This is a genomic window from Paracoccus sp. NIOT.M2S5SZ12 (assembly GCF_057748165.1).
The window spans coordinates 37,058-50,209 of sequence record NZ_JBYLFR010000016.1 but is presented as its reverse complement, the minus strand read 5'-3'; the positions used below and the strand labels follow the sequence as shown (position 1 = coordinate 50,209).

Below are 13,152 nucleotides of genomic sequence, written 5' to 3'. Positions count from 1 at the left end.
TTCATGAAAAGGAAAAGTCATGCGCCCGTCAGGCCGGAATCTAGCCCAAATGCGTCCGATTTCAATTGAAACCGGGGTGATGCGCCATGCCGAGGGATCGTGCCTGATCAAATGCGGCGACACGCACGTCCTGTGCACCGCCACGATCGAGGACAGCCCGCCGCGCTTCCTGAAGGGCACGGGGCTGGGCTGGGTGACCGCCGAATACGGCATGCTGCCGCGCGCGACCAACACCCGCAACCGCCGCGAGGCCGCGCAGGGCAAGCAGTCGGGCCGCACGCAGGAGATTCAGCGCCTGATCGGGCGCAGCCTGCGTGCGGGCGTCGACCGCAGCGCCCTGGGCGAGCGGCAGATCAGCATCGACTGCGACGTGATCCAGGCGGATGGCGGCACGCGCTGCGCCTCGATCACCGGGGGCTGGGTCGCGCTGCGGCTGGCGGTGAACAGGCTCTTGAAGGCGGGCGCGATCACCAGCGATCCGATCATCGATCATGTCGCGGCGGTCAGCTGCGGGATCTATGCCGGGCAGCCGCTGCTGGACCTGGACTATGCCGAGGACAGCGAGGCGGGCACTGACGGCAACTTCGTTCTGACCGGCCGCGGTCGGCTGATCGAGGTGCAGATGTCGGCCGAGGGCGCCACCTTCTCGCGCGACGAGATGGGACGCCTGCTGGATCTGGCCGAGATCGGCATGGCCGATCTGGTCGCGGCGCAGAAGGCCGCCATCGGATGAGGGCGTTCACGGAAAAGCGGCTGGTGGTCGCCACGCATAATGCGGGCAAGCTGGCCGAGATGCGCGCCCTGCTGGCGCCTTACGGCGTCGAGGTGACGGGCGCGGGCGATCTGGGCCTGGCTGAGCCGGCCGAGACCGAGGACAGCTTCATCGGCAACGCCCGCATCAAGGCCCGCGCCGCGATGCAGGCCACAGGCCTTCCGGTCCTGGCCGATGACAGTGGGATCTGTGTCGATGCACTGGACGGCGCACCGGGCGTCTATACCGCCGATTGGGCCGAGACCGGTGAGGGCCGGGACTTCGCCATGGCGATGGAGCGGACCTGGCGCGCGCTGGAGGAGGCCCGTGCCCCCGCCCCGCGCCGGGCGCAGTTCCGCTGCACGCTGGTGCTGATGTGGCCGGACGGGCATGACGAGGTGTTCGAGGGCGTGCTGCCGGGTCAGGTCGTCTGGCCGCCGCGCGGGGCCGAGGGTCATGGCTATGACCCGATCTTCCAGCCGGACGGGCATGGGCAGACCCTGGGCGAGATGTCGGCGGAGATGAAGAACAGCCTGAGCCACCGCGCCCGCGCCGTCGCGCAGATGATCGAGGCCAGCTTTGCGTAGGTTGTCCACGGGATCACCCTTCGAGGCCCGCCTGGCCTACAGCCGGGCGGTCGTGCGCGGCGACTGGTGCTTTGTGTCGGGTGTCACGGGCTATGACTATGCGACCATGACCATGCCCGACGATGCCTGCGCGCAGGCGCGGAACTGTTTCCGGACGATCTTTGCGGTACTGGCCGAGGCGGGATTCGCACCGGACGACATCGTGCGGGTTCAGTACACGATCACCGATGCCGGGCTGGTCGAGGTGATCGCCCCTGCCCTGTCCGAGGCGCTGGATGCAATCCGGCCGGCGGCGACAATGGTGGTGGCCGGGCTGATCCGCCCCGAGATGGCGGTCGAGATCGAAGTGACGGCGTTCCGCGGATGACCCTGCCGCAGGAGGATTGGCGCGCCGGGGGCTTTGGGCTCTATGTCCATTGGCCGTTCTGCGCGGCCAAATGCCCCTATTGCGATTTTAACAGCCATGTCGTGGCGCAGGTCGATCAGGCCCGATGGGCGCGCGCCCTGTCGGCCGAGATCGCGCGGCTGGCGGTCGAGTTGCCCGGCCGGCACCTGCGCAGCATCTTTTTCGGGGGCGGCACCCCGTCGCTGATGCTGCCCGAGACGGTGGATGCGGTAATCACGGCCGCCCGCGCGGCCTGGGGCTTTGCCAACGACATCGAGATCTCGCTGGAGGCCAATCCGACCAGCGTCGAGAAGGGCCGATTCCAGGGCTTTGCCGATGCGGGTGTGAACCGGCTGTCCATGGGCATCCAGGCGCTGAACGATGCCGACCTGCGCCGGCTTGGCCGGATGCATTCGGTGGCCGAGGCGCGCGCCGCCTTCGACGTGGCGCGGGCGGTCTTCGGGCGGGTCAGCTTTGATCTGATCTATGCGCGGCAGGGGCAGGGGCGCGATGCCTGGCGCGCGGAGCTGCGCGAGGCTTTGTCCATGGCGGTGGATCATCTGTCGCTGTATCAGCTAACGATCGAACCCGGCACCGTCTTCGGCGCGCGCGCGGATGCGGGCAAGCTGCGTGATCTGCCGGACGACGATCTGTCGGCCGACATGTATGCCGACACGCAGGAGATCTGCGAGGCGCATGGCATGGGTTGCTACGAGATCTCGAACCACGCGCGGCGGGGGGCCGAGAGCCGTCACAACCTTGTCTATTGGCGTCAGGGGGACTGGACCGCCGTGGGACCGGGCGCCCATGGGCGGATCACGCTGCCCGCCGGGCGCTGCGCCACGGAAGCGCATCGACAGCCGGGCACGTGGCTGGACGCCGTGGAGCGGGCGGGAACGGGAGAGGTCCTGCGCGAGATCATTCCCGCATCCGAACAGGCGACGGAGTATCTGCTGATGTCCATGCGGCTGACCGAGGGGATGGACATGGAGCGGTTCCGCAGCCTGGCGGGGCAGCCCCTGGATGCGGCGGCCGTCCGGTCCCTGCAGGATCTGGGCATGGTGCAGGTCGAGGGCGAGCGCCTGTCGGCGACGCCCGAGGGGCGTCCGGTGCTGAACGCGATCCTGCGCGAACTGGCGCCCTGACGATGCGCAGGCGGATCTGGCTGGTCACGGGATGGCTGTTCCTGATCGTGGCGATCATCGGCGTCGCCCTGCCCGTCATGCCGACGGTGCCGTTCCTGCTGGTCGCGGCCTGGGCCTTTGCGCGGTCGTCGCCCGCCTTGGAGCAGCGGATCATCAATCATCCGACCTATGGCCCGCCGGTCCGCGCCTGGCAGGAGCGCGGCGCGGTCGGGCGTCTGGCCAAGATCTGGGCCGTGACGGCCATGGCCTCGGGTGTGGCACTGTCCTGGTATGTGGGCATGCCGCTATGGGTCGTTGCGGTGCAGGGGGCGGTCTGTCTGTCGGTCGGGGCTTATCTTGTGACGCGCCCCGAGAACTAATCAAGATGTGGTAGGCGTCAGCCGTTGCCGCCCAGAAGTTGACACAGCTGATCAAGCTGGTCCAGATCACGGTAGGTGATCGTCAGGTACCCTCCTTCCCCGCCTACGTGATCGATCTGCACCTTCATCTTGATATGCGCCGTCAGGTCGGCTTCCAGCGCACGCGTGTCGGCATCTTTTTCAGTCGAGCGCTGGCGACTGCGAGGCTTCGCGTCGTCCGATTTGGTCAGGTTTCGGACCATCTCCTCGGTATCGCGCACCGACAGACCCTTTTCGGCGACCTTTCGAGCCAGTTGAGCCGCGTTCGGGGCGGTGATCAGCGCCCGCGCATGTCCGGCGCTCAGTTTGCCGTCCTTGACCATGTCCTGAACCGAATCTGGCAGGCTCAGCAGGCGAAGCAGGTTCGCGATATGGCTGCGGCTTTTGTTGAGCGCTTCGGCAAGACGCTCCTGGGTATGACCGAAGCGATCCATCAGTTGCCGGAATGATGCTGCTTCCTCGATCGCGTTCAGATCTGCACGCTGAATGTTCTCGATGATCGCGACTTCCAGCACCTCGGTATCCGACATCTCGCGGATGATCACTGGCATCTCGTGCAGCTGTGCCATCTGAGCCGCGCGCCAGCGACGCTCTCCGGCGACGATCTGGTACAGGCCCTTGTCGGCAGGGTGCGGACGAACGATCAGCGGTTGCAGGACGCCACGCTGCTTGAGCGACGCGGCCAATTCCTGCAGGGCATCAGGGTCGAAGCTCCGGCGCGGCTGATCCGGGTTCGCGGTGATCTGTTCGATCGGAAGCATGGTGCGGTCGCGCGCAGTCGTCGACGGCTCTTCCCCCAGATCCATATCGGCCATCAAGGCGGACAGACCGCGTCCCAGACCCCGTTTCGCAATCTTGCTGTCAGACATCACGCAATCTCCGGTACGAGCCTCAGGCGGGCGGTGAATTCGGTGGCGAACTGCCGATAGGCCGTGCTGCCCTTCGACAGGGGATCATAGACCAGAACAGGTTGCGCGTGCGAGGGGGCTTCGGAGACCCTTACATTGCGCGGAATGACTGTGGGATAGACGAGATCGCCCAGGGTTTCGCGCGCATCCGCCTCGACCTGTTGGGACAGGTTGTTCCGATAGTCAGACATGGTCAGCAGAATGCCGTTGATCCGAAGACGGGGGTTGGGGCCTTGCCGCACCTGGCGGACGGTGCCCAAAAGCTGCGACAGGCCTTCGAGAGCGTAGAATTCAGCCTGCAGGGGGACGAGGACGCTGCTGGAGGCAACCATCGCATTGACGGTCAGGAGGCCGAGTGCCGGTGGGCAGTCGATCAGGATGATCGAACCATCAGGCGCATCGGCAAGCTGCTTCGCCAGAAGCCGGGTCCGATCCGGTGTCTGCGCCAGTTGGACGTCGGCCGACGCAAGATCGGAGGTCGACGGAACGAGTCTGAGATTGTGTATGTCGGTTTCGACAGCCGCGGTATGAAGATCGACATCTCCGATCAGGAGTTCATACACGGTATGCGTCCGCTGATCGGCGGTTAAGCCGAGACCCGTTGAGGCATTGCCCTGCGGGTCGAGGTCGACAAGGATCGTCTGGTGCCCGGCCTGCGCCAGTGCGGCCCCCAGGTTGACGGCCGTCGTGGTCTTACCGACCCCACCCTTCTGATTGGCGATCGCCACGATATGCTGTTCAGGCATGGGAGACTCCCGAAATATTGAGAATGGCTGCGTCGGGATTGGTTCTACTGGGGAAATGGCGAAGATTGAACCGCCATGACTGCTGCGCGACACGACATTCTTCGCGCCATTGGGCCCCCTTCAGCAGCCACGCCTGCCCGTCCGGATCCAAATGACGGGAGATCATCGGAAGGAGAATAGTCATCGGCGCAAGGGCGCGCGCCGAGAGGAAGTCGGCGGATAGCGGCTCGATATCCTCGATCCGCCGGGAGAGGATCGTCACGCGTCTGAGCTCGAGCTCGCGAACCACCGTCCGTAGAAAGGTCGCCTTACGCTGATCGCTTTCGACAAGTGTGACGTAGACGTCTTGGTTCTGTGCCATAATCGATATGACGATCCCTGGCAGACCGCCGCCGCTTCCAAGATCGACCCACCGACCGGCAAGTGGCATGCACAAGTCCCAGAGTTGTGCGCTGTCGTTGATATGCCGGACGCGCAGGTCGGGCAGTGTTGACGGCGAGACGAGATTGATCGCATTGTTCCACTTGATGAGGAGCTGCTCGTAATCGCTGAACAGCTCCTCTGTTTCACGTGAAACATTCATCGCGCGATACTCACTTTCTTGATCTTGCTTGCCGCCAAGAGAAGCGTCAACGCTGCGGGCGTCATACCCTCGATGCGTGCGGCATCGGCCATGGTTCGCGGACGCGCGTCGGCGAGCTTCCTGCTCAACTCGGCGGATAGCCCGCCGAGCCTTGCGAAATTCATATCCGGATCAAGGACAGTCTGCTCATTTGCCCTCAATGCATCGGCGTCCCGAGACTGTCGCTCAGAGTAATGACTGTAAAGCGCGTCGTTCTTCAACTGCTGCAAGGTCGGAGGTTCAATCAACCCGATCTGCGGAACAATCTTGGCCAAAATCGAGATGTCAACATCTGTTTGACCCAATAATGCGAATGCCGATCTCCGCACACCATCCTGCCGGACGACTATGCCTCCCTGTGCGAGTTGGCTTGGCGAAAGCGTGACTGACTCCAACATCCCGCGCGCACAATCGTACTTGGACCGTCGCTCATGAAATGCCCTGGCGCGATCACCTCTCACGCAGCCCAAGTTGATACCAACGGGCGTCAGTCTCTGATCAGCGTTGTCTGCTCGCAGGGACAGTCGAAATTCCGCGCGTGATGTGAACATTCGATAGGGTTCGGTCACACCCTTGGAGATCAGGTCATCAATCATGACGCCGATATAACTGTCGGCGCGGCTGAACGACACTGCAGGAGCGCCTTTTGCGGCCAGCGCAGCGTTGACCCCGGCGACAAGTCCCTGTGCTGCCGCCTCCTCATACCCGGTCGTCCCGTTAATTTGTCCTGCAAGATAAAGACCAGACACCGATTTTACCGACAATGAAGCGTCAAGTGTCGTCGGATCAACGTAGTCGTACTCCACCGCGTATCCAGGCTGGCGGATGACGGCGTTCTCAAGTCCCACCATCGATTGGACATACTGCAGCTGCACGTCCTCCGGCAGAGAGGTCGAAATGCCGTTCGGATAGACTAGGTTGCTGTTCAGCCCTTCCGGTTCCAAAAAGACTTGATGCGAATCCTTGTCGGCGAACCGAACGACCTTGTCCTCTATGGACGGACAGTAGCGCGGTCCCCGACCGCTAATTTGGCCACCATACATCGCGGAACGTGTCAGGTTGTCCTGAATGATCTTGTGGGTCTGTGTATTGGTATGCGTGATCCCACAAGAGATCTGCTCGGCCTCGACCTGAGAACTGAGATAGGAAAACAGAACTGGGCTTTCGTCCCCCGGCTGCATGTCGAGGACGCCCCAGTTGATCGAAGACCGCTCGAGCCGGGGCGGGGTCCCGGTTTTCAATCGACCCATAGGCAGCCCAAATCGAGATAGGCTGGTCGCCAAGCGACGTGCCGAACGGTCACCCCATCGCCCAGCAGGCCGCGACACCTCGCCGATATGGATCAAACCGTTCAGGAATGTCCCCGTCGTAAGAATGGTGGCAGATGCATTCAGCTCAGTCCCGTCCACAAGCCGCACGCCCTCAACGCAGGTCTCATCCCCCAGGAATTCGATAACCTCCGCAAAGACCGTTGTCAGATTTTCATAGGAAAAGATCAGCTTATTAGCAGCCGTTCGATAAAGATCGCGATCCATCTGCGCACGAGGTCCTTGAACTGCAGGACCCTTCCGCCGGTTGAGGAGCCGAAACTGTATCCCGGCTGCATCGGCAAGGCGTCCCATGACGCCATCCAAGGCGTCGACCTCTCTAACTAGATGCCCCTTACCCAATCCGCCGATCGCAGGGTTGCAGGAAAGTGTACCAATATCGTCTCGCCGCATTGTGATCAGAGCCACCTGCGCACCGATCCTTGCAGCCGCGGTCGCAGCCTCCAATCCGGCATGGCCCGCACCGATCACCAACACGTCATAATGTTTCACGTGAAACACTCCTCTACTTTCCGATGCAGAAGGATGAAAATATTAGGTCAAGATAGTCATCCACGCCGATTCTGCCAATCAACCTGTCAAGGGAATGGCTCGCCGCGCGAAGCGACTCTGCGATGAGCTCGACAGGCTGCTCGTCAATGCTGTCCAATGCCAACATGGCGGACTGCAATTCAACGACCTGCCTCAAGTGACTGACTAGGCCAGCCTCAGCCACACGGCCACTCAATTCTGTGAACAGCGCATCTAGGACGTCGCTTACACCTACACCGGTCACCGCCGAAATCGCCATCCTGCCCCCGCGATCGCTCTCATCAGCATGGCCTCGAACGACAATGTCGCCATCGACGAACAGTCGATCGACAGCGGACCCGTCAGATGAAAGGTGAATCCGAAGATCTGCTGCCTCCGCGCGTTGTCGCGCCCGGTCGATACCGATCATTTCGATGTCGTCCGATGTTTCCCTGAGGCCGGCCGTATCAAGGAACGTGACCGCAAGCCCCCTGAGATCATAGCGTAGTTCGATCACATCCCGCGTCGTGCCCGCGCGAGATGAGACAATCGCCACATCCCTCTGCGCCAACCAATTTAGAAGACTCGATTTTCCCGCATTCGGCGGACCGATGATCGCAACCTCAAAACCGGTCCTCACCCGTTCCGCGGCCTGAAAACCGCCCAATTCGAGCGACAGCTCCGCCTTCAGTTCTTCGACAGCCTGAAACACCCGATCCGGCACTTCGTCTGGCACGTCCTCATCGGCGAAGTCCACACTAACCTCGACTAGAGCACCGGCCTCGACCAGAAGACTGCGCCACCGCTCGGCCTTGCGGGCCAGCTCCCCGGACGCCGTCCGCAAGGCCAACTTGCGCTGCGTTTCGGTCTCCGCCGCAAGAAGATCCCCCAAACCCTCGATCTCCGCCAGATCAAGGCGCCCGTTCAGAAAGGCGCGGCGCGTGAACTCCCCTGCCTCCGCAGTCCGCGCGCCCAAGCTCAACAACGCCATGCCGACGCGCCTCGCGACGATCGGAGCGCCGTGCAGATGCAGTTCGGCCACCTCCTCGCCCGTGAAGCTGGATCTTTCCGCGAACCACATCGCCAAGACCTGATCCAGCAGTTCGTCACCATCCCGAAGATCCCGGAAATAGGCGTGCCGCGGAACCGGCATGGCACCGACCAGCCGTTCGGCTACGGCGCGCGCGCCCGATCCGCTCAGTCTGATGACAGAAACGCCCCCCCGCCCGGGCGGGGTGGCTTCCGCAAAGATCAGGTCCATCGCTGCCTCGTCAGGCGTTCATCGAGTCGAAGAACTCGGAGTTGCTCTTGGTCTGCTTCATCTTGGAGATCAGGAACTCGACCGCGTCGGTCGTTCCCATCGGGTTCAGGATACGGCGCAGCAGATAAGTCTTCTGCAGGTCCTTGCTGTCGACCAGCAGTTCCTCCTTCCGGGTGCCCGATTTCAGGATGTCCATGGCCGGGAACACGCGCTTGTCGGCGACCTTCCGGTCCAGCACGATCTCGCTGTTGCCGGTGCCCTTGAACTCCTCGAAGATCACCTCGTCCATCCGCGATCCGGTGTCGATCAGCGCGGTCGCGATGATGGTCAGGCTGCCGCCCTCCTCGATGTTCCGGGCCGCGCCGAAGAACCGCTTGGGCCGCTGCAGGGCGTTCGCATCGACACCACCGGTCAGCACCTTGCCAGAGCTCGGCACGACGGTGTTGAACGCCCTACCAAGTCTTGTGATCGAATCCAGCAAGATCACAACATCTCGCTTATGCTCGACCAGGCGCTTGGCCTTCTCGATCACCATCTCCGACACGGCGACGTGTCGGCTGGCCGGCTCGTCGAAGGTCGACGACACCACCTCGCCGCGCACGCTGCGCTGCATGTCGGTAACCTCCTCGGGCCGTTCGTCGATCAGCAGGACGATCAGATAGCATTCGGGATGATTCTTCTCGATCGAATGCGCGATGTTCTGCAGCAGCACCGTCTTGCCGGTCCGCGGCGGCGCCACGATCAGCGAGCGCTGGCCCTTGCCGATCGGCGCGACCAGGTCGATGATCCGGGCGCTGCGATCCTTAATGGTCGGATCCTCGATCTCCATCTTCAGCCGCTCATCGGGATAAAGCGGCGTCAGGTTGTCGAAGGCGACCTTGTGGCGGGCCTTCTCCGGCTCCTCGAAGTTGATCTTCTCCACCTTGGTCAGCGCGAAATAGCGTTCGTTGTCACCCGGCGCGCGGATCACGCCATCGACCGTGTCGCCCGTGCGCAGCGAATGCTGCCGGATCATGTCCGGGCTGACATAGATGTCGTCCGGACCCGGAAGATAGTTCGCCTCGGTCGAACGCAGGAAGCCGAACCCGTCCTGAACCACCTCCAGAACGCCGCCGCCCCCGATCTCCCATCCCTCCTCGGCATGCTCCTTCAGGATCGAGAACATCATCTCGCCCTTGCGCATGGTCGAGGCGTTCTCGATCTCCCACTCCTCCGCCATCGACAGCAGGTCGGCCGGGCTCTTGGCCTTGAGATCGGACAGGTTGAGGCGTTCTTCGGTCATTCTGATGCAAACTTTCGACCGCGCGACGAATCGGGCGGATCAGACATGTGTCATGGGAATCCCGCGCCGGACGGCCGGGGTTGCAGCGGCAGATACGCGCCCGTCCCCCCGGAGTCAATCTTTTCGCTCAGAACTTGACGATCACGGCGCTGACGATGGCGATCATCAGCAGGGTCGGAACCTCGTTCACCATGCGGTAATGGCGTCCGCTGCGCGCCCGTCCCGCCTTGAGCGCGCGACGCTCGCGCGCGCACCACATGTGAAACGCGGTCATCGCGATCACCGCCGCGCCCTTGACCCAGGGCCAGGTCATCGACCAGCCGACGATCCCCGGCGTCAGCACCAGCGTCAGCCCGCTGATCCAGGTCGCGATCATCGCCGGGTTCATGATCACCCGCAGCAGCTTCTCTTCCATGATGACGAAGCTGCTGACAGGCTCGGCGAATCCTGCGCCGCGTTCGGCGTGATAGACGAACAGCCTCGGCAGATAGAACAGGCCCGCCATCCAGGCGATCACCGCCATCACGTGAAAGGCCTTGGCATAGGGATAGATCGTCGCCAGCGCGTCGAACATGGTCACACCTCTCTCTGCCTTCCCCCCTTAAATAAGAAAGATAAGAAAAGGAATGTTGTTGAAGTAGGCCCTGTGGACAGTCGAACCTGGACTCTGCTCACGCCATTTTCCCCAGAATCATCCGATGTGGACAAGCATGTGAAAAATCCGCTCCATGCCGGAAAACGTATTTGTAAACAAAGCGATGATATGTGGATAACTTTGAGGATAATGGTCGGGGTGCCGATTTGTCCACATCCCGCCTGGGATGCGCCTCTTGGCTGTCCACCTGTGGAGAACCCGTCGCCGTTCCCGGTTCGTTTCACGGAAGAATCCACATGGTTCAGGGCTTGACTCGCCTTGCCCCAAAGGCCCGGACCGATTCCTCCGGCCCTTTGTCCACAGGGGTGCTGCGGGCTGTGTGCCACAGGTCGGTATCCGCGATGCGCCCGGGGCTTTCGCGCCGGTGACCCAGCCCTTAGGCTTGGGCAGGAACCCCCAACGCGATGATCCAGCCCATGCCAGACGACCTGCCCGCTAGCCAGATCAGCCACGCCCCGCTTGCCGGGGTCATCGGCATGCCCATCGCGCATTCGCGCTCCCCCCGGCTGCACGGGCACTGGCTGCAGCGCTATGGCCTGCTGGGCCATTACGTGCCCATCCCGGTCATGCCCGAACACCTGGCCGAGGTGCTGCGCATCCTGCCGCGTGCGGGCTTCGTCGGCGCGAATGTCACGATTCCGCACAAGGAGGCCGTCCTGACCCTGGCGGACACGGTCACCGACCGGGCGGCGCTGATCGGGGCCGCGAACACGCTGATCTTCCGCCCCGACGGCAAGATCCATGCCGACAACACCGACGGCTACGGCTTCATCGCCAATCTGCGGCAGAACGCGCCCGACTGGCAGGCGGATGCCGGACCGGCGGCCGTCATCGGCGCGGGCGGTGCCGCGCGGGCCGTGGTGGCGTCGCTGCTGGATGCGGGCGTGCGCGAGCTCAGGATCACCAACCGCACCCGGCTGCGCGCGGAACAGATCAAGGCCGAATTCGGCGCCCGCCTCGTGGTCTATGACTGGGCTCAGGTCGGTCACATGCTGGAAGGGGCAATGACGGTCGTCAACGCCACCTCCCTTGGCATGGAGGGCAAGCAGCCGCTGCGCGTGCCGCTGGACGCGCTGTCACCGTCCGCGCTGGTGACGGATTTGGTCTACACCCCCCTCATGACCCCCCTGCTGATCGAGGCGCAGGCGCGGGGCTGTCGGGTCGTGGACGGTCTGGGCATGCTGCTGCACCAGGCCGCGCCTGGCTTCGAGCGGTGGTTCGGCCACAGGCCCGATGTCGATGATGAGGCCCGGCGGATCGCCCTCGGATGACCTACAGGCTGGGCCTCACCGGCAGCATCGGCATGGGCAAGTCGACGACCGCCGCCATGTTCCGCGATCTGGGGCATCCGGTCTGGGATGCCGATGCGGCGGTGCACGGGCTCTATGCCGCGGGCGGGGCCGCGGTGGGCCCTGTGGCCGCGGCCTTTCCCGGTGCATTGCGCGACGGCGCGATCGACCGCGCGGCCCTGCGGCAGGCGCTGGCCGCCGACCCTGACGCGCTGGCCCGGCTGGAGGGGATCGTCCACCCGCTGGTCGCGCGCGACCGGCAGGATTTCCTCGACCGGCATGCGGACGCGCCGCTGGTGGTGCTAGATATCCCCCTCCTGTTCGAGGGCACAAGCCCCCCCGATCTGGACGGCGTGGCCGTGGTCAGCACCGATCCGCAGATCCAGGCCGCGCGGGTGCTTGCGCGTCCCGGCATGACGCGCGATACGCTGGCGATGATCCTGGCGCGGCAGATGCCCGACGCGGAAAAGCGTGCCCGCGCCGACTGGATCATCCCGACCGACAGCCTCGACGGCGCCCGCGCCACCGTGGCCCGCATCGTGCAGGAGATTGCCCCCCATGCGTGAGATCGTTCTCGATACCGAAACCACCGGCTTCGACGCCGAAGGGGCCGACCGCATCGTCGAGATCGGCGCCCTGGAGCTGATGAACCACCTGCCCACCGGGCGGACCTTTCACGTCTACATCAACCCCGAGCGGTCGATGCCAAAGGAGGCCTTCGACGTCCACGGGCTGGGCGACGACTTCCTGCGCGACAAGCCGAAATTCGCGCAGATCGCGCAGGACTTCATCGACTTCATCGCCGATGACGCGCGGCTGGTGATCCACAATGCCAGCTTCGACATGAAGTTCCTAAATGCTGAACTGAAGCGCGCGGGCCACAAGACCCTGCCCTGGGCGCGGGCGCTGGACACGCTGGCCCTGGCGCGCGAACGCTTTCCGGGCAGCCCGGCCACGCTGGACGCGCTGTGCCGTCGCTTCGGCGTGGACAATTCCGGGCGCGAGCTGCACGGCGCGCTTCTGGACAGCGAGCTCTTGGCCGAGGTCTATCTGGAGCTGATCGGCGGCCGCCAGCCCGATCTGGTCTTGGACCGCCCTTCGACCGACGCGGACCGGCCCGGCCCCGAGGGCGGCCCGATGCGCCCGCGTGCGGCCCGGCCCCGCCCCCTGCCCCCGCGCCTGACCGAGGCGGAGGCGCAGGCCCATGCCGAGTTCGTGGCCAAGCTGGGCGAGGCCGCGGTCTGGGCCCGCTTCGCCGCGCCGCAGGGCGCGACCTGACGGCAGG

General features: G+C 63.9%; 15 protein-coding genes. 8 read left to right on the top strand and 7 right to left on the bottom strand.

Annotated features, from left to right (window positions below; translation table 11 throughout):
- Positions 1-19: 19 nt before the first annotated feature.
- From rph to AC2SGK_RS14180, 5 genes are read left to right on the top strand one after another with little or no spacing between them, the layout of a single operon-like run.
- A complete protein-coding gene (gene rph / locus AC2SGK_RS14200) occupies positions 20-733 on the top strand; it encodes a ribonuclease PH (protein WP_488324159.1) in 714 nt (237 codons plus the stop codon).
- Positions 730-1,338 (top strand): RdgB/HAM1 family non-canonical purine NTP pyrophosphatase, encoded by a 609-nt coding sequence (gene rdgB / locus AC2SGK_RS14195; protein ID WP_488324158.1) that lies wholly within the window; start codon positions 730-732, stop codon positions 1,336-1,338. Before rph ends, rdgB begins: the two co-directional genes overlap by 4 nt.
- A complete protein-coding gene (locus AC2SGK_RS14190; protein WP_488324157.1) occupies positions 1,331-1,705 on the top strand; it encodes a RidA family protein in 375 nt (124 codons plus the stop codon). Before rdgB ends, AC2SGK_RS14190 begins: the two co-directional genes overlap by 8 nt.
- The gene (hemW, locus tag AC2SGK_RS14185) at positions 1,702-2,868 is read left to right on the top strand and encodes a radical SAM family heme chaperone HemW (protein ID WP_488324156.1); all 1,167 of its coding nucleotides are present in this window, start codon (positions 1,702-1,704) and stop codon (positions 2,866-2,868) included. The genes AC2SGK_RS14190 and hemW overlap by 4 nt, the downstream gene beginning before the upstream one ends.
- A 2-nt stretch (positions 2,869-2,870) precedes the next feature.
- Positions 2,871-3,227: a YbaN family protein gene (locus AC2SGK_RS14180; protein WP_488324155.1), complete on the top strand. Its 357-nt coding sequence runs from the start codon at positions 2,871-2,873 to the stop codon at positions 3,225-3,227.
- A 17-nt stretch (positions 3,228-3,244) separates the two neighbouring features.
- Here AC2SGK_RS14180 and AC2SGK_RS14175 read toward each other — a convergent pair whose 3' ends face one another.
- From AC2SGK_RS14175 to AC2SGK_RS14145, 7 genes are all read right to left on the bottom strand, one after another.
- A complete protein-coding gene (locus AC2SGK_RS14175) occupies positions 3,245-4,135 on the bottom strand; it encodes a ParB/RepB/Spo0J family partition protein (RefSeq protein WP_488324154.1) in 891 nt (296 codons plus the stop codon).
- Positions 4,135-4,920: a ParA family protein gene (locus AC2SGK_RS14170; protein WP_488324153.1), complete on the bottom strand. Its 786-nt coding sequence runs from the start codon at positions 4,918-4,920 to the stop codon at positions 4,135-4,137. The genes AC2SGK_RS14175 and AC2SGK_RS14170 overlap by 1 nt, the downstream gene beginning before the upstream one ends.
- Positions 4,913-5,503: a 16S rRNA (guanine(527)-N(7))-methyltransferase RsmG gene (rsmG, locus tag AC2SGK_RS14165; RefSeq protein WP_488324152.1), complete on the bottom strand. Its 591-nt coding sequence runs from the start codon at positions 5,501-5,503 to the stop codon at positions 4,913-4,915. Before rsmG ends, AC2SGK_RS14170 begins: the two co-directional genes overlap by 8 nt.
- A complete protein-coding gene (gene mnmG, locus AC2SGK_RS14160; protein ID WP_488324151.1) occupies positions 5,500-7,362 on the bottom strand; it encodes a tRNA uridine-5-carboxymethylaminomethyl(34) synthesis enzyme MnmG in 1,863 nt (620 codons plus the stop codon). The genes rsmG and mnmG overlap by 4 nt, the downstream gene beginning before the upstream one ends.
- A gap of 13 nt (positions 7,363-7,375) precedes the next feature.
- Positions 7,376-8,641 (bottom strand): tRNA uridine-5-carboxymethylaminomethyl(34) synthesis GTPase MnmE, encoded by a 1,266-nt coding sequence (mnmE, locus tag AC2SGK_RS14155; protein ID WP_488324150.1) that lies wholly within the window; start codon positions 8,639-8,641, stop codon positions 7,376-7,378.
- Positions 8,642-8,651: 10 nt separating this feature from the next.
- Positions 8,652-9,923: a transcription termination factor Rho gene (rho, locus tag AC2SGK_RS14150; protein WP_411838039.1), complete on the bottom strand. Its 1,272-nt coding sequence runs from the start codon at positions 9,921-9,923 to the stop codon at positions 8,652-8,654.
- A gap of 127 nt (positions 9,924-10,050) precedes the next feature.
- The gene (locus AC2SGK_RS14145) at positions 10,051-10,497 is read right to left on the bottom strand and encodes a CopD family protein (protein ID WP_488324149.1); all 447 of its coding nucleotides are present in this window, start codon (positions 10,495-10,497) and stop codon (positions 10,051-10,053) included.
- Positions 10,498-10,994: 497 nt separating this feature from the next.
- On the opposite strand from AC2SGK_RS14145, the gene AC2SGK_RS14140 reads away from it, so the two are divergent.
- The 3 genes from AC2SGK_RS14140 to dnaQ are packed head-to-tail and all read left to right on the top strand — an operon-like array spanning position 10,995 to position 13,145.
- Positions 10,995-11,849 (top strand): shikimate dehydrogenase, encoded by an 855-nt coding sequence (locus AC2SGK_RS14140; protein WP_488324148.1) that lies wholly within the window; start codon positions 10,995-10,997, stop codon positions 11,847-11,849.
- Positions 11,846-12,433: a dephospho-CoA kinase gene (gene coaE / locus AC2SGK_RS14135; protein WP_488324147.1), complete on the top strand. Its 588-nt coding sequence runs from the start codon at positions 11,846-11,848 to the stop codon at positions 12,431-12,433. Before AC2SGK_RS14140 ends, coaE begins: the two co-directional genes overlap by 4 nt.
- Positions 12,426-13,145 carry a DNA polymerase III subunit epsilon gene (dnaQ, locus tag AC2SGK_RS14130; protein WP_488324146.1) on the top strand — a complete coding sequence of 240 codons (720 nt, stop codon included), beginning with the start codon at positions 12,426-12,428 and terminating at the stop codon, positions 13,143-13,145. The genes coaE and dnaQ overlap by 8 nt, the downstream gene beginning before the upstream one ends.
- The last annotated feature ends 7 nt before the right edge of the window (positions 13,146-13,152 follow it).

Excerpts from the sequence above, each read along its gene's own strand:
- AC2SGK_RS14145 (WP_488324149.1), bottom strand. The coding sequence starts at position 10,497 with ATGTTCGACGCGCTGGCGACGATCTATCCCTATGCCAAGGCCTTTCAC.
- rho (WP_411838039.1), bottom strand. The coding sequence starts at position 9,923 with ATGACCGAAGAACGCCTCAACCTGTCCGATCTCAAGGCCAAGAGCCCG.
- mnmE (WP_488324150.1), bottom strand. The coding sequence starts at position 8,641 with ATGGACCTGATCTTTGCGGAAGCCACCCCGCCCGGGCGGGGGGGCGTT.
- hemW (WP_488324156.1), top strand. The coding sequence starts at position 1,702 with ATGACCCTGCCGCAGGAGGATTGGCGCGCCGGGGGCTTTGGGCTCTAT.
- AC2SGK_RS14140 (WP_488324148.1), top strand. The coding sequence starts at position 10,995 with ATGCCAGACGACCTGCCCGCTAGCCAGATCAGCCACGCCCCGCTTGCC.
- rph (WP_488324159.1), top strand. The coding sequence starts at position 20 with ATGCGCCCGTCAGGCCGGAATCTAGCCCAAATGCGTCCGATTTCAATT.
- AC2SGK_RS14175 (WP_488324154.1), bottom strand. The coding sequence starts at position 4,135 with ATGTCTGACAGCAAGATTGCGAAACGGGGTCTGGGACGCGGTCTGTCC.
- rdgB (WP_488324158.1), top strand. The coding sequence starts at position 730 with ATGAGGGCGTTCACGGAAAAGCGGCTGGTGGTCGCCACGCATAATGCG.
- rsmG (WP_488324152.1), bottom strand. The coding sequence starts at position 5,503 with ATGAATGTTTCACGTGAAACAGAGGAGCTGTTCAGCGATTACGAGCAG.
- AC2SGK_RS14180 (WP_488324155.1), top strand. The coding sequence starts at position 2,871 with ATGCGCAGGCGGATCTGGCTGGTCACGGGATGGCTGTTCCTGATCGTG.
- coaE (WP_488324147.1), top strand. The coding sequence starts at position 11,846 with ATGACCTACAGGCTGGGCCTCACCGGCAGCATCGGCATGGGCAAGTCG.
- AC2SGK_RS14170 (WP_488324153.1), bottom strand. The coding sequence starts at position 4,920 with ATGCCTGAACAGCATATCGTGGCGATCGCCAATCAGAAGGGTGGGGTC.
- dnaQ (WP_488324146.1), top strand. The coding sequence starts at position 12,426 with ATGCGTGAGATCGTTCTCGATACCGAAACCACCGGCTTCGACGCCGAA.